Source organism: Paracoccus sp. TD-10 (genome assembly GCF_048270675.1).
GTDB classification, from domain to species: Bacteria; Pseudomonadota; Alphaproteobacteria; order Rhodobacterales; family Rhodobacteraceae; genus Paracoccus; species Paracoccus pantotrophus.
In genome coordinates, this window is the sequence record NZ_CP182418.1 from 1,650,030 (window position 1) to 1,673,632 (window position 23,603).

The following is a 23,603-nucleotide window of genomic DNA, read 5'->3' on the forward strand; positions in this document are numbered from 1 at the left end:
CGGACAATAGGCGGACAGCGGGCGGACAGATGCCGGGGCGCCAGTCGCGGGCGTCAGTCAGTCGCGGCGGGGGCGCGGGATGCCGTATTGGTCCAGCTTCAGATACAGCGTCGAGCGCGCGATCCCCAGCCGCCGGGCGACCTCGGTCATGTTGCCGCCCGCCTCGGCCAGGGCGGCGGCGATCTCGGCCCGCTCGCGGTCGCGCAGGGTGCTTTCGGCCCGCGGCCCGGCGGGCCGGGTCAGGTGCCGCGGCAGGTCCGCCACGTCGATCAGCCCGCTCAGCGAGGTCGCGCCCAGCGATTCCATGAGATTGCGCAACTCGCGCAGGTTGCCCGGCCAGTCATGCGCCTGAAGATGCAGCATCGCCGCCGGAGTAAAGCGCAGCGCCCGGCCATGGCGCTGCTGCGGATAGGCCGCGGCAAAGCGGCGAATCAGGCCGGGCAGGTCGTCGCGCCGCTCGGCCAGCGCGGGCAGGCGCAGCGTGGCGGCGGCCAGGCGGAAATACAGGTCGCTGCGCAGCTCGCCCTGGGCCATCCGCTCGGCCAGGCCGACCGAGGACAGCGACAGAAACTGCAGCGGCGCCCCGGCCGCGCGGCGCAGATGGGCCAGCACCTGCGCCAGCAGCGCCTGCACCGGCGGCGGCGCCTGGCCCGGCTCGTCCAGGCACAGCGTCCCGCCGCTTTCGGCCAGCCGTGTCAGCGCACCCGCGTCGACCAGGTCGTCGCGCAGCGCATCGGCGTCCAAGAGGCTGCAATCGACGAATTCGAAGGGCTGGCCGGCCTGCGGACCGGCACCGTGCAGCGCGCGGGCCAGGGTCTCCTTTCCCGCTCCCACCGGTCCCTCGATCAGCAGGGGCACGCCACCCTCGACATATTTCGCCGCGGCGGCGCAGATCGGGCCCAGGCAGGCGCCGCTCTGGGCGATCTGCGCCAGGCCGACGGCCGGATCAGCCGGGCATCGGCTGCGCAAGCCGGGCCGCGGCAGGGTCAGCATGACGCCCAGCATGTCGCCGCGATCCGCCAGCACGTCCACGTCGGCATGGGGCAGAACCTGCCGCAGCCGGGCGGCCAGATGGCCCGGATCGCCGTCGCGCGCTTCGGCCGGCAGGTGCAGCGCCCTGCCCTCGCCGTCCCAGGCCCGGCCCGCCGCCGCGTCGAAACCGGCGCTGGACCAGACCGGCTGGCCGAAACGGTCCAGCACCATGATCGCATCGCCGGCGCGCTCGCGGCGCTCGGCCAGCAGCCGCTCGACCAGGCGGCGATGCTCCTGCAGCCCGGCATTGCGCATCGCCTCCTCGATCTGCATGGCCAGGGTCACGGAAAAGGCCGCGACCTGGCCAAAGGGCTGCCCCGAGGGCCCCGAGATGTCGATGGCGCCCAGAAGCGCGCCGTTGAACGGATCGCGGATCGGCGCGGCGGCGCAGGACCAGCGCTGGATCGCCTCGCAGAAATGCTCAACGCCCGAGATGGTGACCGGCTTGGCCAGGTGCAGCGCGGTTCCGATCGCATTGGTGCCGATGGCGTCCTCGTCCCAATGGCCGCCGGGATGCAGGTGGTTTTCCTGGCCGCGCGACAGGATGCGGGCATCGCCCTCGGCCTCCATCACCACGCCGCTGCGGTCGCAAAGCAGCAGCATCATCCCGGCATCGTTCAGCATGTAGCCGGCGCGGCGGATCGCCGTCTGCGCGGCCGAGCGCAGGCGCTGGTTGCGGTGGCGGATCACGCGCAACTCGTCCTGGGCGACGCTGGGCGCGCGCTTGAGGGTCTCGATCTCTTTCCGCCCCCTGGACCTGACCCAGGATCTGAGCACGACCTCCCGTATGCTGGGGGGCACGCTCCCCAGCGCGCGGAATCGCTCCCAGTCCTCCTTCTGGATGCTTTCCGGCATGTCTCTGCGCCCCGCGTTAAGGCTGACGGATAGTAAGGTGCGCGCGCCCGCTGCTGTCAAGGAAAAGCCGGCCGGCCCGGCCTGCGGCTTTCCTGCCGCAACCGCCCGTCGATCATCGCAAAAAAGGCCGCCAGCGGTCGCGACGCGCCCCTCTCCCGCCACGCACCAGGGCGACGGCAACGAACCGACCGCTGCGGACAGGCATCGGCGCATGGGCCAAACCGGCGGCGCCGGCAGCCGCGGAGCGGTTCATCTGCAAGGGTGAAATGGTAGCGGAGGAGGGATTTGAACCCCCGACACAAGGATTATGATTCCTCTGCTCTAACCAGCTGAGCTACTCCGCCACGGGTGCGTGCGATTTACGGTGAGCAGCTGGGGGCGTCAAGGGGCCGAAAGCAGGTTTTTCAAAGTTTTTGGCCCGCTCGCCAGCCCGGCCCGACGCCCGGCTTCTTCGTTCCCCAAATACCCAAAAAGCGACGGCGCCAGCGCCGCCGCCCTCGATGGAAAGCATCAGACGGAAATCCCGCTGCGCCCCGCCAGGTCGGTAAAGAACTGCCAGGCCACCCGGCCCGAGCGCGAGCCGCGCGTCGCCTGCCACTCGATCGCCTCGGCGCGCAGCCGATCCTCGGGGATCTGCAAGCCATAGGCGCCGCAATAGCCGCGCACCATGGCCAGGTATTCGTCCTGCGAACAGGGGTGGAAGCCCAGCCACAGCCCGAACCGATCCGAGAGCGAGACCTTCTCCTCGACCGCCTCGCCGGGATGGATGGCGGTCGACCGCTCGTTGTCGATCATGTCGCGCGGCATCAGGTGGCGCCGGTTCGAGGTGGCATAAAGGATCACATTGGCCGGCCGCCCCGAGATGCCGCCGTCCAGCACCGCCTTGAGCGACTTGTATTGCGTATCGTCATGGCTAAAGGACAGGTCGTCGGAAAACAGCACGAAGCGGCGCTCGCGCGCCCGGCCCAGGATCGCCAAGAGCCGCCCGACCGAGCCCAGATCCTCGCGCGCGATCTCGACCAGCACCAGCGGCAGGCCCTGGCGCACGGCCTCGGCATGCACGGCCTTGACCAGCGAGCTTTTGCCCATGCCGCGCGAACCCCAGAGCAGCGCGTTGTTCGCCGCATGGCCGCGGGCGAATTGCAGCGTATTCGCCAGCAGCGTGTCGCGCGCCCGGTCGATGCCGATCAGCTGCACCAGATCGACGCGGTTGACCTCGGCCACCGGCTCCAGCCGGTCGGGATCGGGCTGCCAGACATAGGCGGTCGCCTCGGTGAAACTCGGCTCGGGCGCGGGCGGCGGCGACATGCGTTCCAGCGCCGCGGCGATGCGCAGCAAGGCTTCGTCAGGCATCGGCTTCCCGTTCTTCCAGTTCGCGCTTCTTTTCCATCCGCCGCACCAAGAAGATCGAGACCTCGTAAAGCCCATAGATCACCGTGAACAGCACGACCTGACTGATGACATCGGGCGGGGTGACGATGGCGGCCAGCACCAGGATCACCACGATGGCATAGCGGCGCACGCTGCCCAGCCCCTCGGAGGACACCAGCCCGGCCTTGCCCATCAGCGTCAGCGCCACCGGCAGCTGGAAGGACAGGCCGAAGGCCAGGATGAACTTGGTGGTCAGCGCCAGGTATTCGCTGACCGAGCCCTGGAAGACGATCCCGGCCAGATGCGGGTTCTGCTCGGCCGCCGCCGGGTCGTCGGGCAGGGCCAGCGGCCCCTGCTGGAAGCCCAGGAAGAAATCATAGGCCATGGGCAGGATGATGTAATAAGCGAAGGCCGCGCCGATCATGAACATCACCGGCGACGCGACCAGGAACGGCAGGAAGGCCGCCTTTTCGCTGCGATAGAGGCCCGGCGCGACAAAGCGCCAAAGCTGGTAGGCGATAACCGGGAAGGCCAGCACGAAGCCGCCCAGGAAAGAGATCTGGATGGCGACGAAGAAGCCTTCCTGAAGCTTCAGCAGGATCAGCCCGCATTCCTGCCCGCGCGTCTCAAGCGCATGGCAGATCGGCCGCGTCAGGAAGTTGTAGATCGGGTTCCAGACCGTATAGCACAGCACCATCGCCACGACGAAGGCCAGGACCGACCAGATCAGCCGGGTCCGCAACTCGGCCAGGTGTTCGATCAGCGGCGCCGAGCTGTCGTCGATGCTATCGGGGTTCTTGTCGGATTTCGCGGACACTCAGCGATCTTTCGTATCGGAGCGGCGCACCGCATGCAGGCGGCGCTGGCCGGGTTCAGGGTCGGCGGCCGTGACCGGCGCCGCCGGCGCGGCCCCCTGCCCCGACCCGGCCGCGGCAGGGCTGTCGGAAGGGGCGCTGGCCGGGCTCGGGCCGTCTCCAGCCGCGGGGCCAGCCGCGGGACCAGCCGCAAGCCCGGCCGCGCCCGGATCCGGCACGGCCCGCGTGCTGGCCGAGGGGGCCTTGGGCTCCCATTTCTCGAACCGGTCGGCGGCGCGCTCCAGGGCATCCAGACCCAGCGCCTTCTTCGAGGTCAGAGACTTGACGTCGCGCAAGGCGTTGCCGGCCTCGTCCAGGCCGGTGCTCTTGGCGGCATCCTCCATCGCGCTGGAAAACTCGCGCGCCATGGAGCGGGCGCGGGCCGTGATCCGTCCCAGCGAATGAAACAGATGCGGCAGATCCTTCGGCCCGATCACGATCAGCGCGACGATGCCGATCAGCAGCAGTTCGCTCCAGCCGATATCCAGCATTGCGATGTCCCGCGACGGTTACGAACGGTCGGTGCCGTGCGGCGTGACGTCGCGCATGGCCTCGTTGGTCTGGGCCTGGGCACGGGCTGCGTCCTCGGCCGGGCTCTGGCCGATGGGTTTCTTGGCGTCCTCGGCGGCGCGGTCATATTCCTCGGCACCGTCCTTGACGCCCTTCTTGAATGCGGTGATGCCCTTGCCCACCTCGCCCATCAGGGACGAAACCTTGCCGCGCCCGAAAAGCACCAGCACCACCACCGCGATGAGCAAAAGCCCCGGAAGGCCGATGTTGTTCAGCATGTCGTTTCCACTCCTTGCCGGCCGTGCCGGCGTTGACGGGTCATATGTAGTCCTCGACCATTGCAATGCAAAGCCCAAACGCGCCCTCTCCTTCCAACCATGGCAGCGCGGCGGAAAATCCGCCATGCTTTCCATCGCATGCAATCCGGAGAATAAGGTAACGATATGGAGATAACCCAGATCATCAGCGCCTTCGTCACGCTGTTCGTCGTGATCGACCCGGTGGGGCTTGCGCCGCTGTTCATCGCCCTGACCCGCGGCATGACACCGCAGCGGCGGCGGCGAATCGGCTGGCGCGCGCTCGGCATCGCGGCGGCGCTGATGACGCTTTTCGGCCTGGCGGGCGAGGCGATCCTGGCCGGTATCGGCATCTCGCTGTCCGCCTTCCGCATCGCCGGCGGGCTGCTGTTGTTCCTGACCGCGCTCGACATGCTTTTCGAACGCCGCACCGAGCGGCGCGAGGGCCAGGCCAGGGACGATGACGACGACCCCTCGGTCTTTCCGCTGGCCACGCCGCTGCTGGCCGGTCCTGGGGCGCTGGCCTCGATGATCCTGCTGGTCGGGCAGAACCCCGGCCCCGCCCATACGCTGATGATCCATCTGGTCATGCTGGCGGTGCTGGGCATCGCCGCCGCGCTTTTCGCCATGGCCGGGCCCATCGCGCATGTGCTGGGCCGCACCGGGACCATGGTGGTCACGCGGCTTTTCGGCATGCTGCTGGCGGCGCTGTCGATCCAGTTCGTGATCGACGGGCTCAAGGGATCGGGGCTGGTCTGATGGGCGAAGAATTCGGCCGCCTTGCCTATCTGGTGCTGCTGCTGATCGCCGTCGGCGGCTTTCTGCTGGTCGAGCTGCGCGCCCGGCCGGGCCAGGCCCTGCGGCAGGCGGCGGCCTGGGGGCTGATCTTCCTGGGCGTGGTGGCGCTGGCCGGGCTTTGGGACGACATCCGCGGCACGATCTCGCCCCAGGCCCGGATGCTCGAAGGCGGCCGGATCGAGGTGCCGGTCGGCAATGACGGCCATTACCACCTGACCGCGCAGGTGAACGGCACCCCGGTGCGCTTCGTCATCGACACCGGCGCCACCAGCATCGCCCTGGGACCACGGGACGCCGCGCGCGTCGGCATCGACCCCGAGACGCTGGCCTATGCCGGCCAGGCCCGCACCGCGAACGGCATCGTCCAGACCGCGGCCGTGCTGCTTGATTCAGTCGCGATCGGCGATATCCGCGACAGCCGCGTCCCCGCGGTGGTGCTGCGCGCCGAACTCGAGCAATCGCTGATGGGCATGTCCTACCTGTCGCGCTTTGCCCGCGTCAGCATCGAGGGCAACCGGCTGATCCTCGAACGCTGACCGGCTGCCTTTCCGCCCGGATGTCCGGGGAAGAGCGGCCAGCCGCGCCTCGTTCAGGAGGCGGAGGCCTCCTTGCAGTCGCGCGCGGCAACGGCTGCGGCCTCGGTTTGCTTGTTCAGGAACATGATCGCCAACCGGCGGCGGTCCTGCTGTCGTTGCGCGGTCTTCCGGCGATTGGCGCGCCTGTTCGGTGTTCTTGCCATTTCTTGCCTCGTTTTCTTGAAATTATTGGGCAGTCTCCGCCGCCCCGCCCGGCTGCGCCGAGAGAGGTCCGACAGAACCAGCCGCTATAGGGGGAATATCGTCGGGCGGGCAGATGGAACTGCGCAACGCCCTGGGCGCCAGGCGCCTATTTTTTCTTGCGTTTCTTGGCGGGGGTGCCGCCCTCGGACGCTTCCTTGGCCAGCCTCGCCGCGCGCAGGCTTGCGGTCAGTTCCTGGCGGCGTTCGGTCTGCTCGCTGATGATCAGCTTGGCTTCCGAGGTCGTCCGATCCATCGCTGTCAGCGGCGTCGGCTCGCGGAAAAGCCCCTTCAGTCTGTCCTTGGGTGCCATGCGAGCCTCCGGGATGTTGGTCCGACCAGGATCGGTCGGACCATCTGTCTTGCCATCGTGCAGGATCAGGCCAGGGCCAGGTCGCGCGCCGATTGGCGGCCGTCGCGGCCGGTCTCGATTTCGAAAGTCACGGCCTGGCCGTCATCGAGTTGACGGATATTCGCCCGCTCGAGGGCCGAGATATGCACGAACACATCCTTGCCGCCTTCCGCGGGAGCGATGAAGCCGAAGCCTTTGGTGGCGTTGAACCATTTCACGGTGCCAGTGGCCATCGTGATGTCTCCTTCATTTATACCGTCCGCGACATGCGACGGCCCGGCTCAGTCAGATCGAAGCATAGTCTGAAGCCGGAAAGGAGACAGGATGCAGAAGAAATAACCTAGCCCGCTGAACATGGGGTGCAATGGGCAGGAATGCAAGGGCTGTCTGCGCCGGGCGGATGACAGGGCCGCCTCAGCCCTGGTCGCGCTCGGCCAGTTGCAGCCATTCCTCTTCGGCGGCGGCCAGCGCCTGCTGGCGCTCGGCCAGGCCCTCGCTGGCCTTGGCGAACTTGACCGGGGCGGTCTGGAACAGGTCGGGCTGGGCCAGGAACTCGGTCAGCTTGCCGATCTCGGCCTCCAGCCGCTCGATGACGGCCGGCAGCGCCTCCAGCCGCTTGCGTTCCGAGAAATTGAGCCCCGTGCGCGGTGCCGTGGCCTTGGGCTGGGGCGCGGGCGCGGCCGGCGCGGGCCTGGCGGGGGCCGGCCGGGTCGGCTCGGGCACGGGGGCCGCCTGTTGGCGTTGCGCGCGGTAGTCGGACCAGCCGCCGGGATAGATCGTGGCCCGACCGTCGCCCTCCATCGCCACGGTGGTCGTGGCCACGCGGTCGATGAAGTCGCGGTCGTGGCTGACCAGCAGCACCGTGCCGTCGTAATCGCCCAGGATGTCCTGCAAGAGGTCCAGCGTCTCGACGTCCAGATCGTTGGTCGGCTCGTCCAGCACCAAGAGGTTCGAGGGCCGGGCCATGATCCGCGCCAGCAAAAGCCGCGCCTTTTCCCCGCCCGACAGGCTGCCGACCGGCGCCCGCGCCTGCGCCTCGTCGAACAGGAAATCCTTGAGATAGGCCACGACATGGCGCGGGTTGCCGCGCACCATCACCTGGTCCGAGCGCCCCGAGACCCGCATGGAGGGATCGCCCGCCAGCGCGTCCCACAGTGTCACCGTCTCGTCGATGGCCGAGCGCGCCTGGTCGAAGACCGCGATTTCCAGGTTGGTGCCGTGCCTGACCGTGCCGGTATCGGGGGCGATCTCGCCGGTCAGCATCTTGATCAGCGTGGTCTTGCCGGCGCCGTTCGGGCCGACAAAGGCCACCCGGTCGCCGCGCAGCACCCGCAGGTCGAAGGGCTTCAGGATCACCCGATCGCCGAAGGACTTGGAAATGCCCTTGGCGTCGATCACCCGCTTGCCCGATTGCGGCCCCGCGTCCAGTTCCATCGCCGCCGTGCCCTGGCGGCGGATCTGGCCGGCGCGCTCCTCGCGCAGCGCGGCCAGCGCACGGACGCGGCCCTGGTTGCGCTTGCGCCGGGCGGATATGCCCTCGACCGCCCAGCGGGCTTCGGCCTTGATCTTGCGGTCGAGCTTGTGGCGCGCCTCGTCCTCGGCGGTCCAGACGGTTTCGCGCCAATCCTCGAAATGTTCGAAGCCCTTGTCCTGGCGGCGGACCTCGCCGCGGTCGATCCACAGCGTCGCCCGGGTCAGCGCCCGCAGGAAGGCACGGTCGTGCGAGATCAGCACGAAAGCCGCCCTGGTCGCGGAAAGCTGCTCCTCGAGCCAGCCGATCGCCTCGATGTCGAGATGGTTGGTCGGCTCGTCGAGCAGCATCAGTTCCGGCGCCTCGGCCAGCAGCCGCGCCAGCGCCGCCCGCCGCCGCTCGCCGCCCGAGGCGGTGGCTGTGGGGCGGTCGGGGTCGAATTTCAGCCCCTCGGCCGCCATCTCGACGCGGTAGCCCTCGGCATCGCCCAGACCGGCGCGCGCGAAATCGCCCAGGGTGGCGAAAGCCGACAGGTCCGGGTCCTGCTCCATATAGCCCACGCGGGTGCCGGCGGAGGTGATGACCTGGCCGGCATCGGGCTCGACCAGCCCGGCCATGACCTTCATCAGCGTGGACTTGCCCGAGCCGTTGCGGCCGACCAGCGCCAGCCGGTCGCCCTGCTGAACGGTCAGGCTCAGCCCTTCAAAGACGGGATTGCCGCCGAAGGTCAGGGAAATATCGGTGAGTTGCAGAAGCGGAGCGCGTGCCATGAGGGGGCAGATATGCCGCGCCAGCCTGCCGGTCAACCGGGGACGCATGCGGGCGGGATGGGGGCGCTGCCCCCGGCGCGATGACGGGTGGCAAAAGGTTTGAGCTTTTGAGCTCGAAACCTGCCATTTTTCCGAAATGTCAGAAATTCTATCGCCAAAAAATCAATATGTTAGATGAAAATATGTGCGCGGCTTCGCGCACACCGTAAACCTTTTTGTTTATGGTGTGCGCTGACCAAGGCCGTCGGCTGAACTGGGTATCCCTTCCTCTACGGCCATGCGAGACCAAGATTCGCAGCTCCGCTTAAAGTAGCCTCGGGGACGGGCAGGATGAGTGCTCTGCAACTCTATCTGCCGCATAAAGTCAAACATCGCCGCAGCCGCGACCTCATGGATTTCATAACCCATGATCGTAACCGTCCGGTCTGACCGCTACCTTTCGACGCCTGGCCTGCGCAGGCAAGGTGCGTGGCGGCAGCCCGGCGTCCCGCGCTTCGGCCGCCGGAGCCGGCACAAAGCCGGCTGGTGCCTGCGGTCAAAACAGGTGCGGAACGATGCCCATTCACCGCGGCGGCCACAGACGCCTGCAAGTGCGCTACTGCCCGGCGGCCGGCCTGCGCGCCGACGCGGGACATCATGATCGACGGCAGGCCCGGCCCTGCGGCGCGCGATACGGCGCGCAAAGGGCACGGCACGCCGGGCCGCTACTGCCGCGCCAGCCAGTCGGTGATGCAGCGGCGCAGATTCGTCTCGCCCAGAGTGCGCGCGTCGTCGATCAGCCGCTTCAGTTCGCTCAGGTCCACGCGCCGGATCAGGTGCTTCACCGGCCCGATCGAGGCCGGGCGCATCGACAGCCGCCGGAACCCCAGCGCCGCCAGCGTTACCGCCTCGATCGGACGGCCGGCATCCTCGCCGCAGAACGACACCGGCACCCGCGCCTCGTCGCAGCGCCGCACGATCTGGTCGAGCAGCGAGATGAAGGAGGTGTTCAGCGTGTCATAGCGCCGCCGCACGCGCTCGTTCTCGCGGTCGGCGGCAAAGAAGAACTGCTTCAGGTCATTGCCGCCCACCGAGATGAAATCGCACATCTCGAAGAACTTCTTCGGCGCGAAGGCCAACGAGGGCGTCTCGAGCATGGCGCCGACGCGAATGTCCGAGGGCATGGCATGGCCCAGCCGCTGTTCGCGCGCCAGTTGCTCCATCAGCAGCTTATGCGCCTCTTCGAACTCGTGCATCTCGGTGATGAAGGGGAACATGACATAGAGCGGCCGCCCCACCGCGGCGCGGATCAGCGCCTGCAACTGCATCCGCAAGACGCCGCGCTTGTCCAGCCCCACCCGGATCGCCCGCCAGCCCATGGCCGGGTTCGGCTCGTCCTGCGGCTTCATGTAGGGCAGCACCTTGTCCGAGCCGATGTCCAGCGTGCGGAACATCACCGGTTTGCCATGGGCATTGTCCAGCACATGCGCGTAAAGCGCCGCCAGCTCGCCCCGGCGCGGCACGCGGGTGCGGGTCAGGAACTGCAACTCGGTGCGGAACAGCCCCACCCCCTCGGCGCCCGAGCTTTCCAGGCTGGGCAGGTCGGCCATCAGCCCGGCATTCATGTAAAGCTGGATCGTCGTGCCGCATTTCGCGGTGGCGGGCAGGTCGCGCAACCCGGCATAACGCTTTTGCGCCTCGGCCTGCATCGCCATCTTGTCGCGAAAGGCCTTGGCGACCGATTCCTCGGGGCGCAGATGCACGGTGCCCATGTCGCCATCCACCAGGATCAGGTCGCCGTTCAGCGCCTCGGAGGTGACGCGCTCGGCATGGATCACCAGCGGGATGGCCAGCGCGCGGGCGACGATGGCGGCATGGCTGCCGACCGAGCCCTCCTCCAGCACCACGCCCCTGAGGCGCCGGCCATAATCCAGCAACTCGGCCGGGCCGATGTTGCGTGCGACCAGGATCGGGTCGTCGGGCATCTCGGCGCCGGTGTCGCGCCCCTGCCCGGTCAGGATGCGCAAGAGCCGGTTCGACAGGTCGTCCAGATCGTGCAGCCGGTCGCGCAGATAGGGATCGGCGGCGCTTTCCAGCCGGGCGCGGGCCTGGCTTTGTTCTTTCTCGACCGCGGCCTCGGCCGAAAGGCCCAGGTCGATCGCCTCTTCCATCCGGCGCAGCCAGCTGCGGGAATGGGCGAACATGCGATAGGTCTCCATGACCTCGGCCGAATCGCCCGAACCCATGTCGGTGGCGGCCAGCATGGAATCGACCGTGGTGCGCAGCATGGCCACGGCCTCGGTCAGCCGGGCCTTTTCCTTCAGCGGATCGTCGGCGACCGGATTGGTGACCACCACGCGGGGCTCGTGCAGCCAGACCCGGCCCTCGGCCGCGCCCTCCTGCGCGGTCGAGCCGCGGAACATGACCGGAAAGCGGTGCTGGAGCGGCAGGCTGTCCGCCTGCGAGCCCAGGAAGGCGCCCAGCTCGGCCATCTCGGCCAGGACCATGGCGACCACCTCCAGCCCATAGACCTCGTCCTCGTTGAACTGGCGGGCATCGCGGGACTGCACCACCAGCACGCCCAGCTTTTCGCCGACGCGCTGGATCGGCACGCCCAGGAAGCTGGAATAGACCTCTTCGCCGGTCTCGGGCATGTAGCGGAAACCGGGCTCGGCCGGGGCATTGGCGGTGTTCACGTGCCGGCCCGAGCGGGCGACGCGGCCGACCAGCCCCTCGCCCAGGCGCAGCCGGGTCTTATGCACCGATTCGGGCTTCAGCCCCTCGGTGGCGCACAGCTCCAGCGTGGCGGGATCGCGGAAAAGATAGATCGAACAGACCTCGGTTCCCATCGAATCGGCGATGTGATGGGTGATCTGATCGAGACGGTCCTGGCCGCCCCCAGGGGCGGCCAAGGTTTCGCGCAGCCGCCGCAGCAGCTTGCGCGAGTCGCTGTCCTTGCGTTCGGGCATAATCCTCCCGCTTCAGCCTATCGGCCCGGATTCAGGGCTTTTCCAGTTCGAAGGCATCATGCAGCGCCTGAACCGCCAGTTCCATATACTTGCGGTCGATAAGCACCGAAATCTTGATCTCGCTGGTGGAGATCACCTTGATGTTGATGTTTTCATCGGCCAGCGCCTTGAACATGCGCGCGGCGACGCCGGCATGGCTGCGCATGCCGATGCCCACGACCGAGACCTTGGCGACCTCGGTATCCACGACCAGGTCGTCATAGGCGATATGGCCGGCGGCCTTGGCATCCTCCATGGCCTTGCGGGCGCGGGCGACCTGATTCACCGGGCAGGAGAAAGTCATGTCGGTCACCGAACCGGGGTGATCCTCGTAATCCTTTTCCGAGATGTTCTGGACAATCATGTCCACGTTCACGCCGGCCTCGGCCAGGGGCGCAAAGATCGCGGCCGAGATGCCGGGGCGGTCCTCGACCGTGACCAAGGTGATCTTGGCCTCTTCGCGGGAATAGGCGACGCCGTTGACGACTTTCGATTCCATGATTTCATCCTCATCGCAGACCAGGGTGCCGCTGTTCTCGTCGGTTTCCTCGAACGAGGACAGTACCCGCAGGCGGACCTTGTAGCGCATCGCCAGCTCGACCGAGCGGGTTTGCAGAACCTTGGCCCCCAGGCTGGCCAGTTCCAGCATCTCCTCGAAGGCGATCTTCTTGAGCTTGCGCGCTTTCGAGGTGATGCGCGGATCGGTGGTATAGACCCCGTCCACATCGGTATAGATGTCGCAACGCTCGGCCCCGAAGGCGGCGGCAAAGGCGACCGCCGTGGTATCCGAGCCGCCGCGGCCCAGCGTGGTGATGCGGTTGTCCGAGCCGAGCCCCTGGAAACCCGCGACCACGGCGACCCGCATGCCCTCGGCGAATTTCTGGTCGATATTGTCGCGAGGGATGGAGACGAAGCGCGCCGAGGAGTGCTGCGAGGTGGTGTTGATCGGCACCTGCCAGCCCTGCCAGCTGCGCGCGGGCACGCCCAGTTCCTGCAGGGTCAGCGCCATCAGCCCGGCGGTGACGTTCTCGCCCGAGGCGACCACGGCGTCGTATTCGCGCGCATCGAACAGCGGCGAGGTCGCCTCGACCCAGCCGACCAGTTCGTTGGTCTTGCCCGACATGGCGCTGACGATGACGATCACGTCATAGCCGCGCTCGACCTCGCGCTGAACCTTCAGCGCGGCGTTCTTGATGCGGTCCAGGTCGGCAACCGAGGTGCCGCCGAATTTCATCACCAGAAGCGGCATTCCCTTGCCCCCAGCATCACCAGTTTTCAGGGGGGCCTTCTAGGGTCGGGACGGGAAAAGAACAAGGGGCGGCAGGCATTTCCCGAACCTTCCGGTGCATTATTTTGCCAGCCCGGCCGCCGACGCGCTCGGCATCTTGATGCCGCCGGCGCAGGACCGCAAAAGGGCGGGCATGAAAGTGACGCATGACGAATCCACCTTCACCCTGACCGGCAAGATCTGGTCGGCGACCTATCCCCTGGAGGAGCTGCCGAAATGGCTGGCCTTCTATCGCGGCCGCAAGGCACGCTTTCCCAAGGCCGGCAACAGCTATGACGCCACCATCGCCGCGCTGGAGCAGCTGGAGCGGAGCCTGGCCGCGAAACGCTAGGCGTCGCTGCGGTCGCGCCAGCGGCTATGGATATTCTCGCAATGGGCCGTCTCGGCAAAGACGCGGTCCATCAGCGCCATGAAGGCGCTGCGCCAGGGCGACGGCGGCTGACGATAGACGCGCGAGCAAAGCGGCTCTGATTGCTGTCCCCCAAGGGTCCGGTTGATGCAGACGGACGCGCTCCACCAAGCGTTCATGAGAACCTCGCATACTCATCAAAACACCTTCGATCAGACGAATGTGACACCCCGAAAACAACCGGGGGCGCCCCCAGCTTCATGAAGCGGCGCTGATGCAGCAAAGTCACGCTGGCTTTTTCGGCAGGAAACCGCCGGGCTCGCCGCCGGATCCCTGCGGGAAAGCGGCGCGGGCGGCATCCGGAACAAGGCCGCAAACCGCGCTGCAAACCGGTGAGGGTCGGAAGGAACTGAGTGGTGACTGAGTGGTGGTCGGGGCGAGAGGATTCGAACCTCCGGCCTACGGTACCCAAAACCGTCGCGCTACCAGGCTGCGCTACGCCCCGGACCTGTCGCGCTGTCTAGCGGCTGACCGCGCTGGGGGAAAGGGAAAACTGAGAGGCCGCAGCACCTTCAGTCGCAGGGCGCCAGCGCATCCTGCTGCGGCAGGCGCGGATGCGACAGCACCATGCCGGGATGGATGCCCAGCCGCGCCGCGTCGCCGCCCGGCACCTCCAGCACCATCAGCCGCTCGGGCGCGGGATCGCCGGGCGCCGCGCCCGCGATCGCCGTCTCGTCCAGCGGCTTGGCCATCGGATGAACGTGGCGCACCTCGCCCCGTGCGTCGATGAAAATCATGTCCAGCGCAATCAGCGTGTTGCGCATCCAGAAGCTGACCGGCTGCGGCGATTCGTAGATGAACAGCATGCCCTGCCCCGCCGGCAGGTCGCGGCGGAACATCAGGCCCCGCGCGCGTTCCTCGTCGCTGTCCGCGATCTCGACCGCCACCTCGACCGGCTTGCCCCGACCCTGGAACAACGCCCGGTCGGGATGACACGGGGCCGCAAGGGCCGAGGATTGATTTATGACAAGAAAAGCAAGAACAACCGTAACGGCCCTCAACTTCATACCGCGCCCGCGACCAGCCGCAATTTAGCGAGCGCGGCCGCTCCCCCCGGCTGTGTCTGCCGCGCCTCGATCGCGGCTTTCTCCCAGGACAGGATTTGCGCGGCCATCATCCCCCGCCGGCCATCGACCACGCGCAGCGCGATCGCCTCGCCCACGGCCAGATCGGCAAAGCCGGAATGGCGCAACACCTCGACATGCAGGAACACGTCGGCTTTTTCGGCGAAGATATTGGCAAAGCCGAAGCCCTTGGCCTTGTCGAACCATTTCACCCGCGCCGGCAGCAGCGGCAGCTGCGCGATCTCTTCCGGCGTGGCCGAACACAGATCGGCGATGGCGGGCATCGGCTCGCTGGCAGGCGGCGTGATCTCCAGCACCTCGACCGCCTGCATGCCGCGCGGCGTCTTCTGGATGATGGCAACCACATGAGAGCCCTCGGCAACCGAGCTCTGGCCGAAATTCCTCAGTACGTTGGCGTGCAGAAGAATGTCGGCGCCACCCTCGGGATCGGTCAGGAAACCGAAGCCCTTGCTGCCATCGAACCATTTCACGACGCCCGCGATCTTGCGCTGTTGCTCGTCGTCTTCTTCCATGTCGTCCTGTCACCCGTTAGAAAACCAGAAACAACCCGAAACTCCGGTCCCGCGCCCTTCGGTCTAGGCTGAACGAAGGTGGAGCCGGATTGGTCAGGTTTTCCATACCATGGATAAATCGCGAACCCGCATCAAGGGCTAAGACGGCAGACTTGCCATAAACTTTGAATTATTTCTTGACTATTGTCCTGTCCGTCGCCGCTTTCGTCGGGAAAACCTCGTTTTGTCCAGCGAAAACGGTCATGCAGGCGGAAGGCGCCATCGGCCCAGAATTCGATCTGGACCGGGCGGATTCGATAGCCGCCCCAATGCGGCGGGCGCGGGGGATTCAACCCAAGATTGATCCCAAGCCGCGCCACATCACCCATCAGCGCACCGCGGCTGGCCAGCGGCCGGCTTTGGCGCGAGGCCCAGGCGCCGATCCGCGACTGCAAGGGACGCGAGGCGTAATAGGCATCGGCCAGGTCGGATTCGACACGGGTGACATGGCCGCGTACGCGCAGTTGCCGGCGCAGCGACTTCCAGTGCATGACGAAGGCCGCGACCCCGGTCGCCTCGATCTGGCTGCCCTTGGCGCTTTCGTAATTGGTATAGAAGACGAAGGAGCCCTCGGCCCCCGCCCCCTCGATCCCCTTCAAAAGCACCATGCGCACGTCGGGCATGCCCGCGGCATCGACGGTGGCCAGCGCCATGGCGCTGGGGTCGTTCGGCTCGGTCCTTTCGGCCTCGGCCAGCCAGCTGCGGGCGATGGCAAAGGGGTCGTCGCCGGCGAAAATTCCGCTGCGGTCGCTCATGTCTGCCTGCTTACCGACACTTGATGCCTCCATGCAGTTCGCCTAATCCTGCTGCAAACCGAAGAAGCGCGAGGGGCAGCATCATGTCAAGTGACGGCGGGAATGGGCTGATGAAGGGTCGCCGCGGCCTCATCATGGGCCTGGCGAACGACAAGTCCATCGCCTGGGGCATCGCCAGGGCGCTGGCCGAACAGGGTGCCGAGCTGGCCTTTTCCTATCAGGGCGAGGCGCTCAAGCGCCGGGTCGAGCCGCTGGCCGCGCAGATCGGCTCGGACCTGCTGGCCGAATGCGACGTGGCCGACGAGGCCTCGGTCGACGGGCTGTTCGCGACCATTGCGGAACGCTGGGACAGCCTGGACTTCATCGTCCATGCCATCGGCTTTTCCGACAAGGAGCAGCTGCGCGGCCGCTATGCCGACACCACGCGCGACAATTTCCTGATGACCATGGACATCTCGGTCTATTCCTTTACCGCCGTGGCGCGCCGCGCCGCCGCGATGATGCCGAACGGCGGCTCGATGCTGACCCTGACCTATTACGGCGCCGAGCGGGTGATGCCGCATTACAACGTCATGGGCGTCGCCAAGGCCGCGCTGGAGGCGTCGGTGCGCTACCTGGCCGAGGATTTCGGCAAGGACGGCATCCGCGTCAACGCCATCTCGGCCGGGCCGATCAAGACGCTGGCGGCCAGCGGCATCGGTGATTTCCGCTATATCCTGAAATGGAACGAGCTGAACTCGCCGCTGCGCCGCAACGTCACCATCGACGATGTCGGCAAGTCGGCGGTCTATCTCTTGTCCGACCTGGGCTCGGGCGTGACGGGCGAAACCCATCACGTCGATTCCGGCTATCACATCGTCGGCATGAAGGCCGTGGACGCCCCCGACATCGCCACGACGAAAAAGGACTGATCCTCCGCGATGAGCGCCGAACAGGTCATCGCGCTTGTCTCGGCGCTGACGCTGGCGATCCTGACGCCGGGGCCGGCGATCATCGCCACGGTGCAGACCGCCTTCCTGCATGGTCGCGCCCGCGCCCTGCCCTATGCGCTTGGACTGGCCACGGGCGCCTCGCTGTGGTGCCTGTTCGCGCTGGCCGGGCTGGCGGTGCTGTTCCGGCTGCACCCGGCGCTGTTCGTCGCGCTCAAGGTCTTTGGCGGCTTCTACCTGCTGTGGTTCGCCTGGACGCTGTGGCGCGCCTCGACCCTGCCCCTGCCGCCGGCGGCCGGCGGCGCCAGCAAGGGGTTCTGGGGCGGGATCGCGCTGAACCTCTCCAATCCCAAGCCGGCGCTGTTCTATGCCGCGTTGATCCTGTCGGTCTTTCCCGAGCCGATGGGGATCGCGCGGCAGGCGCTGATCTATGGCATCTGCCTGGGGACCGAGCTGTTCTGGTATGCGCTGGTCGCCGTTCTGATGTCGACAGCCCTCATGCGCGCGCGCTATTTTGCGGCAAAGTTCTGGATCGACCGGGCCGCCGGCATCGCCATCGCGCTGCTGGGCCTGCTTCTGATCGTCAACCACTAAGGAGCCAGCATGAACGATCGCCTGCCCCATGAACGCGGATTCCATATCAGCTGGGACCAGCTGCACCGCGACGCCCGTGCCCTGGCCTGGCGGCTCGAGGATCGCCCCTGGCGCGCGATCCTGGCCATCACCCGCGGCGGGCTGGTACCGGCGATGATCGTCGCGCGCGAACTTGACGTGCGGGTGATCGACACGATTTCCGTCAAGTCCTATCGCGGCAAGGGCGGGCAGGAGCGCGGCGAGGTCACGGTGCTGAAGGCTCCGGACCCGGCGGTGATGCAGGACGGCGACGGCATCCTGGTGGTCGACGACCTGGTCGATTCGGGGCGCACGCTGGAACATGTGCGCACCATGTATCCCAAGGCGCATTTCGCCACCGTCTATGCCAAGCCCAAGGGCCGGCCCATGGTCGAGACCTATGTGACCGAAGTCAGCCAGGACACCTGGATATTCTTCCCCTGGGACATGGCGCTGCAATACGTCCAGCCCTATCGCGGCGAGGATTGATCCCGCGCGGCATGTCGCGGGCGCGCGGCGCTTCAGGATTGCCCCGCAGATCGTCGTGGCGCATCATCGGATGGCGGGCCGGAAGCGGCCCCTGTCCTGCGAGGGAAAACGGTGATGCGTCCGATCCTCATTGTTGCGCTGTTGCTGCCGATGCCGGCGGCCGCCTTCATGGCCCGCAACGGCATGACCGTCACCCAGGCCGGCCCGACCGAGATCGCGGTCGCCTACCAGGCTCGGCGCGAGGACACCGATTATTGGTGCGCCGCGGGCGATTTTGCGCAGCGCGCCCTGGGCCAGCCTGGCAAGGCCCGGATCTGGCGCGCCACGCCCAAGCCGCGCAAGGCGGGCCAAGGGATCGTCTTCACGCTCGATCCCGCACGCAAGGCCGAAGGGGCCGGGTTGTCCGAATTCGGTTCGGGACCGCGCGACGGCTCGCTGCCGCTGGGGATGGCGGTGGGAAATTACTGTCGCAGAGACATTCCCTTTTGGCGGGACTGACTTCTGCTGCCGCATTCGGGCGCAGCGATGCTGGCAACTTGCCCGGCCGGAACCACCGCCCCCCGCCAATCCGCTAGCCGCCTTGCCGGGCCGGGGATCGCCGGGCCGGCCCAGGGCGCGCTACGCATAATCGCCGGGGCCGGCCCGGCCCTCTCCTATCCGTTTCCGCGCACGAAACGCGCCGCTTCCTCGGCCGCGCGGCGCAGGGCGCGGCTCTTGTTCACCGTCTCCATGAACTCGGCCTCGGGGTCACTGTCATAGACCACGCCGCCGCCGGCCTGGATGTAAAGCGTGCCGTCCTTGATCACCCCGGTGCGCAGGGCGATGCACATGTCCATCTCGCCATTGGCGGCGAAATAGCCGACGCCGCCGGCATAGACGCCGCGCTTTTCCGGCTCCAGCTCGTCGATGATCTCCATCGCCCGGACCTTGGGCGCGCCCGAGACCGTGCCCGCCGGCATCCCCGCCAGCAGCGCCGACAGCGCGTCCTCGCCTTCGTTGAGCTCGCCCACCACGTTCGAGACGATATGCATGACGTGGGAATAACGCTCGACGATGAACCGTTCGGTGGGGGTCACCGTGCCGATGCGCGCCACCCGGCCCACGTCGTTGCGGCCGAGGTCCAGCAGCATCAGATGCTCGGCCAGTTCCTTCTGGTCGGCCAGCAGATCGGCCTCCAGCGCGCGATCCTCCTCGGGAGTGGCGCCGCGCGGGCGGGTGCCGGCGATGGGGCGGATCGTCACCTCGCCTTCGCGCAGCCGCACCAGGATCTCGGGCGAGGCGCCGACGATCTGGAAGCCGCCGAAATTCAGGAAGAACATGAAGGGCGATGGGTTGGTGCGCCGCAACGCGCGGTAAAGCGCAAAGGGCGGCAGCGGGAAATCCATCGCCCAGCGTTGCGAGGGCACCACCTGGAAGATGTCGCCGGCGCGGATGTATTCCTTGGCCTTCTCGACCGCCGCCAGATAGGCTTCCTTGCTGAAATTGCTGCGCAATTCGCCGATTTTCAGATCGTGGCCCAGGGCGCGCGGCTCGCTGGGCTGGCGGTCCAGCGCGCGCAGCGCCTCCATCACCCGCTCGGCAGCCTGGGCATAGGCGGCGCGGGCGGGGGTTTCCCCATCGTGCCAGGCCGGGGCGCAGAGCAGGACTTCGCCCTTGACCCCGTCCAGAACCGCAACGACCGAGGGGCGCATCATCATCGCATCCGGCAGGCCCAGCGGATCGGGGTTCACGTCGGGCAGGCGCTCGACCAGGCGGATCATGTCATAGCCCAGATAGCCGAAAAGCCCCGCCGCACCCGCCGGCACGCCGTCCGGCATGTCGATGCGGCTTTCCGCGATCAGGGCACGCAGGCTGTCCAGCGCCGGCCGGTCGTCACCCGCGAACTCGTCCGAATAGCGGGCGTTGCGGTTGATGCGGGCCTTGCCGTCGCGGCATTCCCAGATCAGGTCGGGCTTCATGCCGACGAAGGAATAGCGGCCGCGCAGCTCGCCGCCGGTGACGCTTTCCAGCATGAAGGAATTGGGCGCGGCCTCGGCCAGCTTCAGCATCAGGCTGACCGGCGTGTCCAGGTCGGCCGCCAGCCGGATGGTCAGAAGCTGGTTGCGCCCCTCGGCCCAGCCCCGCTCGAATGACGCGAAATCCGGGGTGATCTCCATCATTGGACCTGCGCGTTCACCGCATCCACCGCGGTCTGGTTCAGCGTCATGCCGGCCTGGGACTGCAGCGCGCGGGTGTAATAGTCGAAGACGTCCTGGCGCAGCGAATCCGCCAGCCGGGCCGAGATGCCCTCGCGGATCTGCGCGGCCTCGTCGCCCCTGGTCTCGGCCGGGTGGATCTTGTCCAGCGTGACCAGGAACACCCGGTTCTCGGCATCGACCACCTCGGTCGCGCCCTCCTCGGCGATCTCGAAGGCCTGGGTCACCACGTCCTGCGGCACACCGTTAATGAAACCGCCGCGGGCAAGGCCGGTCGCCGGCGTGCCGGGATCGGGGGCGGGCTTCTGGTCAGCCGGAGCGGGGGCCTCGGTCCCCGGCGCGGTCGCGGCGGCGCCGAGGGCCTGGGCGACCGGCGCGGTCGCCGCCGCCGGGGCCGGCTCGATGCCGGTCTCGGCGGCCGCCTCGGCCTCGACGCGGCGCTCCTCGGCCAGGGCGAGCAGCAGGCGATGCGTCTCGTTGCGCGCCCAATCCTCGGCCACGCGCTCGCGCACCTCCTCGAAGGGGATCAGCGCCGGCGGCTCGATCTTGTCCAGCCGCAGGGCGAAGACGCCGCCGTCCCCGGTCTCGAACAGTTCGGGGAAATCCTTCTCGCTCAGCTGCGCCGCGCGCTGGCGGAACTCGGGATAGGCGTCGATGCCGTTCGGGTGGGCCTCGGCGCCGGGACTCCAATCGATGCGGCCGAGCTTCATCGGCGTGTCCTCGACCATGTCCTCCAGCGCCGCGCCCCCGGCCAGCAGGTCGGCGAACTCGTCCGAACGCTCCTCGATCTGGCGCCGCGCGCGGTCCACCGCGGCCTCGAGCCGCAGGTCGTCGCGCGCCTCCTCGAAGGGAATGTCCAGCGGTTCCAGGATCGCATTCATCGAAAACAGCGCCGGCCCCAGGTCGGAACCGGCCGGGCCGGCGACGCCGGGCTCCTCCAGCGCAAACACCGCCTCGCCCGCAGCACCCAGCTCGGCCTGGCTCACCTCGCCCAAGTCGATATCGGCCAGCGTCAGCCCGCGCTCGGCGGCCAGCTGCTCGAAGGTGATCTCGCCGCGCTCGATGCGGGCCTTGGCCTCCTCGGCGGCGGCCATGGTGGGGAAGACCAGCCGCTCGACCATGCGGCGCTCGGGCTGCTGGAACTCCTCGATCCGGTCCTGGTAAAGCTCGCGCAGCGCCGCCTCGTCGACCTCGACCTCGCCCTCCAGCATCTCGGGGGTCAGCCAGACATAGGTGATCTGGCGGATCTCGGGCGCGGTGAAGCGGTCGGCATTGGCCTTGTGCCAGGCTTGCAGCGTCGCCTCGTCGGGGGTGGAAACCGGCGCGGGCAGATCCTCGGCGGTCAGTTCGCGCCAATGGATGTCGCGCGTCTCCAGCAGCCAGCCCTGGGTCTGCGCCACCACCGGCTCGGGCGCGCTGACACCGGCCAGCGCCGCGTCCTGCAGGATCAGCCGGGCCATGTCCATGCGCAGGTCATGTTCGAACTCGGCCTCGCGCATGCCCTCGCGGCGCAGCGCGTCGGCATAGATGGCGCGGTCGAACTGGCCGTTCAGGCCGCGGAAGGCGGCGATGCCGGTGATCTGCTCGGCCACCGCCTGGTCGCCGACCGAGACGCCCAGCCGGTTCGCCTCGGCCTCCAGCGCCGCGGCGGTGTAAAGCCGCGCCAGCGCCGCCTGGTCCACGCCGATGGCCTTGGCCTCGGCGGCACTGATCTGCCGGCCGGTGCGGGCAGAGAAATCCTGCATCTCGGCGCGCAGGGTGCGGGCATAGTCCTGGGCCGAGATCTCGACATCGCCCACCGCGCCGATATCGGCCGTGCCGCCCGAGAAATTGGTGACGCCGAAGCCGCCCAGCCCCAGGACCAGCATGCCCATCAGCAACCAGACGATCGTCGATTTGCCCTTGCCTCGCATCTTGTCGCCGTGCCCCGCCGTTGTTCTTGCCAGTCAGCGCAAGTCTTTAGGGTGCCAAGGGCCCGGCGGCAAGAGCCGCGACGCCGCGCCGCCTTGCCCGCCGGTCACAATCCGGTCGGCCGGTCAGGGCCGGAACGCCTCGAGCCGCTGCATCAGCGCCGCGATGCCGTCCCGGTCGGCATTGGCAAAGGCGATCCGGACATGGCGCGCGCCCTGCGCGTCGCCCTCGGGCATGAACATGGTGCCGGGCAGCAGCAGCACCCCCGCCTCGCGCAGCAGGCGCTGCGCAAGGTCCGGCGCAGGCATGTCGAACGGATGTTCGGCCCAGGTGAAATAGGCGCCGCAGCCCTTGACGCGCCAGCCGGGAAGCTGCGCCATGCCCTCGGCCATGGCGGCCCGGCGGGCAAGGATCTCGGCCCGCTCGCCCGCCAGCCAATCGCGCAGGTTCGCCATGCCCCAGGCCGCGCCGATCTGGCCGATCTGACCGGCACAGATCGCGACGGTGTCGAGGAATTTTTCGATCTCGGCCATGCGGGCGGGGCTGGCGATGACCGCGCCAACGCGATGCCCGGTCAGCCGGTAGGCTTTCGAGAAGCTGTAGAGATGGATCAGCACCTCGCCCCAGTCGGGATCGGCGAACAGGTCGTGCGGCGCGCCCTCGCGGGCGTCGAAGTCGCGATAGGTCTCGTCCAGAACCAGCGCCAGGCTGCGCGACCGCGCCAGCTCGGCAAAGGCGCGCAGGGTCTCGGCCGGGTATTCCGCCCCCGAGGGGTTGTTGGGGCTGACCAGCACGATGGCCCGGCTGCGCTCGGTGACCAGCCTGGCCGCCTCGGCCGCGTCCGGCACCATCTCCGCGCCGCAGCGCAGGGGGGCAGTGCGGATGCCCTGCATGTCGAGCCACATCTTGTGGTTGAAATACCAGGGCGCAGGCAGGATCACCTCATCCCCCGGCCCGGCGAGGCTCTGGATCGCGGCGCAGAAAGCCTGGTTGCAGCCTTGGGTGATCGCCACCTCTTCGGGGCGGATGGTGCCGGCATAGGCGCGCGACCAGTCGCGGGCCACCGCTTCGCGCAACTCGGGACGGCCCAGCACCGGGCCATAGAGATGCGCATCGGCCCGCTCCAGCGCCGCCTCGGCCATGGCACGGCGCAGGGGCTCGGGCGGCGGCTCGACCGGCGCGGCCTGGCTGAGATTGATCAACGGCCGCTCGGGCGGAAAGGTCAGGCCGGCAAGCCAGCGCCGCGCCTCCATGACGGGCGGGCGAAAGGTCGCGGCAAGGGCGGGGTTCAGCGGCAGCATGGGACG

General features: G+C 67.9%; 25 protein-coding genes and 2 tRNA genes. 7 read left to right on the forward strand and 20 right to left on the reverse strand.

Annotation, left to right across the window (positions count from 1 at the left end; all coding sequences use genetic code 11):
• Positions 1-57: 57 nt before the first annotated feature.
• The 6 genes from ACNKFW_RS08155 to ACNKFW_RS08180 form a co-directional block, all read right to left on the reverse strand.
• Complete coding sequence (locus tag ACNKFW_RS08155; protein WP_418024118.1) at positions 58-1,809, reverse strand: sigma-54-dependent Fis family transcriptional regulator; 1,752 nt, start codon at positions 1,807-1,809, stop codon at positions 58-60.
• A gap of 345 nt (positions 1,810-2,154) precedes the next feature.
• Positions 2,155-2,231, reverse strand: a tRNA-Met gene (locus ACNKFW_RS08160).
• 166 nt (positions 2,232-2,397) lie between these two features.
• Positions 2,398-3,240: an ATP-binding protein gene (locus tag ACNKFW_RS08165; protein ID WP_147428128.1), complete on the reverse strand. Its 843-nt coding sequence runs from the start codon at positions 3,238-3,240 to the stop codon at positions 2,398-2,400.
• On the reverse strand, positions 3,233-4,075 hold the full coding sequence (gene tatC / locus ACNKFW_RS08170; RefSeq protein ID WP_024844995.1) for a twin-arginine translocase subunit TatC: 843 nt from the start codon (positions 4,073-4,075) through the stop codon (positions 3,233-3,235). The genes ACNKFW_RS08165 and tatC overlap by 8 nt, the downstream gene beginning before the upstream one ends.
• Positions 4,076-4,603 carry a Sec-independent protein translocase protein TatB gene (gene tatB, locus ACNKFW_RS08175; RefSeq protein ID WP_147428129.1) on the reverse strand — a complete coding sequence of 176 codons (528 nt, stop codon included), beginning with the start codon at positions 4,601-4,603 and terminating at the stop codon, positions 4,076-4,078.
• 18 nt (positions 4,604-4,621) lie between these two features.
• Positions 4,622-4,900: a twin-arginine translocase TatA/TatE family subunit gene (locus ACNKFW_RS08180; protein WP_024844993.1), complete on the reverse strand. Its 279-nt coding sequence runs from the start codon at positions 4,898-4,900 to the stop codon at positions 4,622-4,624.
• A 165-nt stretch (positions 4,901-5,065) separates the two neighbouring features.
• On the opposite strand from ACNKFW_RS08180, the gene ACNKFW_RS08185 reads away from it, so the two are divergent.
• Positions 5,066-5,677, forward strand: a complete 612-nt coding sequence (locus ACNKFW_RS08185) for a MarC family protein (RefSeq protein ID WP_024844992.1) — start codon at positions 5,066-5,068, stop codon at positions 5,675-5,677.
• The gene (locus ACNKFW_RS08190) at positions 5,677-6,252 is read left to right on the forward strand and encodes a retropepsin-like aspartic protease family protein (RefSeq protein WP_418024119.1); all 576 of its coding nucleotides are present in this window, start codon (positions 5,677-5,679) and stop codon (positions 6,250-6,252) included. The genes ACNKFW_RS08185 and ACNKFW_RS08190 overlap by 1 nt, the downstream gene beginning before the upstream one ends.
• Positions 6,253-6,305: 53 nt before the next feature.
• On the opposite strand, the gene ACNKFW_RS08195 is transcribed toward ACNKFW_RS08190, so the two are convergent.
• The 6 genes from ACNKFW_RS08195 to ACNKFW_RS08220 all read right to left on the reverse strand — a co-directional run bounded on the left by ACNKFW_RS08195 (position 6,306) and on the right by ACNKFW_RS08220 (position 13,321).
• Positions 6,306-6,455 carry a hypothetical protein gene (locus ACNKFW_RS08195; protein WP_418024120.1) on the reverse strand — a complete coding sequence of 50 codons (150 nt, stop codon included), beginning with the start codon at positions 6,453-6,455 and terminating at the stop codon, positions 6,306-6,308.
• Between the two features lie 146 nt (positions 6,456-6,601).
• Positions 6,602-6,805, reverse strand: coding sequence for a hypothetical protein (locus ACNKFW_RS08200; protein WP_024844990.1), 204 nt, complete (start codon positions 6,803-6,805; stop codon positions 6,602-6,604).
• Positions 6,806-6,870: 65 nt separating this feature from the next.
• Positions 6,871-7,077: a cold-shock protein gene (locus tag ACNKFW_RS08205; RefSeq protein WP_024844989.1), complete on the reverse strand. Its 207-nt coding sequence runs from the start codon at positions 7,075-7,077 to the stop codon at positions 6,871-6,873.
• 181 nt (positions 7,078-7,258) lie between these two features.
• On the reverse strand, positions 7,259-9,085 hold the full coding sequence (locus tag ACNKFW_RS08210) for an ABC-F family ATP-binding cassette domain-containing protein (protein WP_418024121.1): 1,827 nt from the start codon (positions 9,083-9,085) through the stop codon (positions 7,259-7,261).
• Positions 9,086-9,789: 704 nt separating this feature from the next.
• Positions 9,790-12,033, reverse strand: a complete 2,244-nt coding sequence (ptsP, locus tag ACNKFW_RS08215) for a phosphoenolpyruvate--protein phosphotransferase (RefSeq protein ID WP_024844987.1) — start codon at positions 12,031-12,033, stop codon at positions 9,790-9,792.
• Positions 12,034-12,064: 31 nt separating this feature from the next.
• A complete protein-coding gene (locus ACNKFW_RS08220; protein WP_024844986.1) occupies positions 12,065-13,321 on the reverse strand; it encodes an aspartate kinase in 1,257 nt (418 codons plus the stop codon).
• A gap of 172 nt (positions 13,322-13,493) precedes the next feature.
• Here ACNKFW_RS08220 and ACNKFW_RS08225 point away from each other — a divergent pair, with 172 nt between their 5' ends.
• The gene (locus ACNKFW_RS08225) at positions 13,494-13,691 is read left to right on the forward strand and encodes a hypothetical protein (protein ID WP_024844985.1); all 198 of its coding nucleotides are present in this window, start codon (positions 13,494-13,496) and stop codon (positions 13,689-13,691) included.
• Here ACNKFW_RS08225 and ACNKFW_RS08230 read toward each other — a convergent pair.
• From ACNKFW_RS08230 to pdxH, 5 genes are all read right to left on the reverse strand, one after another.
• On the reverse strand, positions 13,688-13,888 hold the full coding sequence (locus ACNKFW_RS08230) for a hypothetical protein (RefSeq protein ID WP_143091260.1): 201 nt from the start codon (positions 13,886-13,888) through the stop codon (positions 13,688-13,690). The genes ACNKFW_RS08225 and ACNKFW_RS08230 overlap by 4 nt on opposite strands.
• Positions 13,889-14,137: 249 nt before the next feature.
• A tRNA-Pro gene (locus ACNKFW_RS08235) sits at positions 14,138-14,214 on the reverse strand.
• Between the two features lie 67 nt (positions 14,215-14,281).
• Entirely contained in the window at positions 14,282-14,686 is a 405-nt protein-coding gene (locus ACNKFW_RS08240; RefSeq protein ID WP_231486832.1) for a DUF192 domain-containing protein, read from the reverse strand.
• 86 nt (positions 14,687-14,772) lie between these two features.
• Positions 14,773-15,366: a cold-shock protein gene (locus ACNKFW_RS08245; protein ID WP_024844983.1), complete on the reverse strand. Its 594-nt coding sequence runs from the start codon at positions 15,364-15,366 to the stop codon at positions 14,773-14,775.
• A 131-nt stretch (positions 15,367-15,497) separates the two neighbouring features.
• Entirely contained in the window at positions 15,498-16,160 is a 663-nt protein-coding gene (gene pdxH / locus ACNKFW_RS08250; protein ID WP_147428132.1) for a pyridoxamine 5'-phosphate oxidase, read from the reverse strand.
• A gap of 83 nt (positions 16,161-16,243) precedes the next feature.
• Here pdxH and fabI point away from each other — a divergent pair, with 83 nt between their 5' ends.
• The 4 genes from fabI (at position 16,244) to ACNKFW_RS08270 (ending at position 18,688) form a co-directional block, all read left to right on the forward strand.
• A complete protein-coding gene (gene fabI / locus ACNKFW_RS08255; protein WP_147428133.1) occupies positions 16,244-17,071 on the forward strand; it encodes an enoyl-ACP reductase FabI in 828 nt (275 codons plus the stop codon).
• A 9-nt stretch (positions 17,072-17,080) separates the two neighbouring features.
• Positions 17,081-17,683 carry a LysE family translocator gene (locus tag ACNKFW_RS08260; RefSeq protein WP_024844980.1) on the forward strand — a complete coding sequence of 201 codons (603 nt, stop codon included), beginning with the start codon at positions 17,081-17,083 and terminating at the stop codon, positions 17,681-17,683.
• A gap of 9 nt (positions 17,684-17,692) precedes the next feature.
• A complete protein-coding gene (gene gpt / locus ACNKFW_RS08265; RefSeq protein ID WP_024844979.1) occupies positions 17,693-18,190 on the forward strand; it encodes a xanthine phosphoribosyltransferase in 498 nt (165 codons plus the stop codon).
• 114 nt (positions 18,191-18,304) lie between these two features.
• On the forward strand, positions 18,305-18,688 hold the full coding sequence (locus tag ACNKFW_RS08270) for a hypothetical protein (protein WP_024844978.1): 384 nt from the start codon (positions 18,305-18,307) through the stop codon (positions 18,686-18,688).
• 155 nt (positions 18,689-18,843) lie between these two features.
• Here ACNKFW_RS08270 and trpE read toward each other — a convergent pair whose 3' ends face one another.
• The 3 genes from trpE to ACNKFW_RS08285 all read right to left on the reverse strand — a co-directional run bounded on the left by trpE (position 18,844) and on the right by ACNKFW_RS08285 (position 23,597).
• The gene (gene trpE / locus ACNKFW_RS08275) at positions 18,844-20,346 is read right to left on the reverse strand and encodes an anthranilate synthase component I (protein ID WP_147428335.1); all 1,503 of its coding nucleotides are present in this window, start codon (positions 20,344-20,346) and stop codon (positions 18,844-18,846) included.
• Positions 20,346-22,298, reverse strand: a complete 1,953-nt coding sequence (locus ACNKFW_RS08280) for a peptidylprolyl isomerase (protein ID WP_147428134.1) — start codon at positions 22,296-22,298, stop codon at positions 20,346-20,348. The genes trpE and ACNKFW_RS08280 overlap by 1 nt, the downstream gene beginning before the upstream one ends.
• A gap of 123 nt (positions 22,299-22,421) precedes the next feature.
• The gene (locus ACNKFW_RS08285) at positions 22,422-23,597 is read right to left on the reverse strand and encodes an aminotransferase (protein ID WP_147428135.1); all 1,176 of its coding nucleotides are present in this window, start codon (positions 23,595-23,597) and stop codon (positions 22,422-22,424) included.
• Between the last annotated feature and the right edge of the window lie 6 nt (positions 23,598-23,603).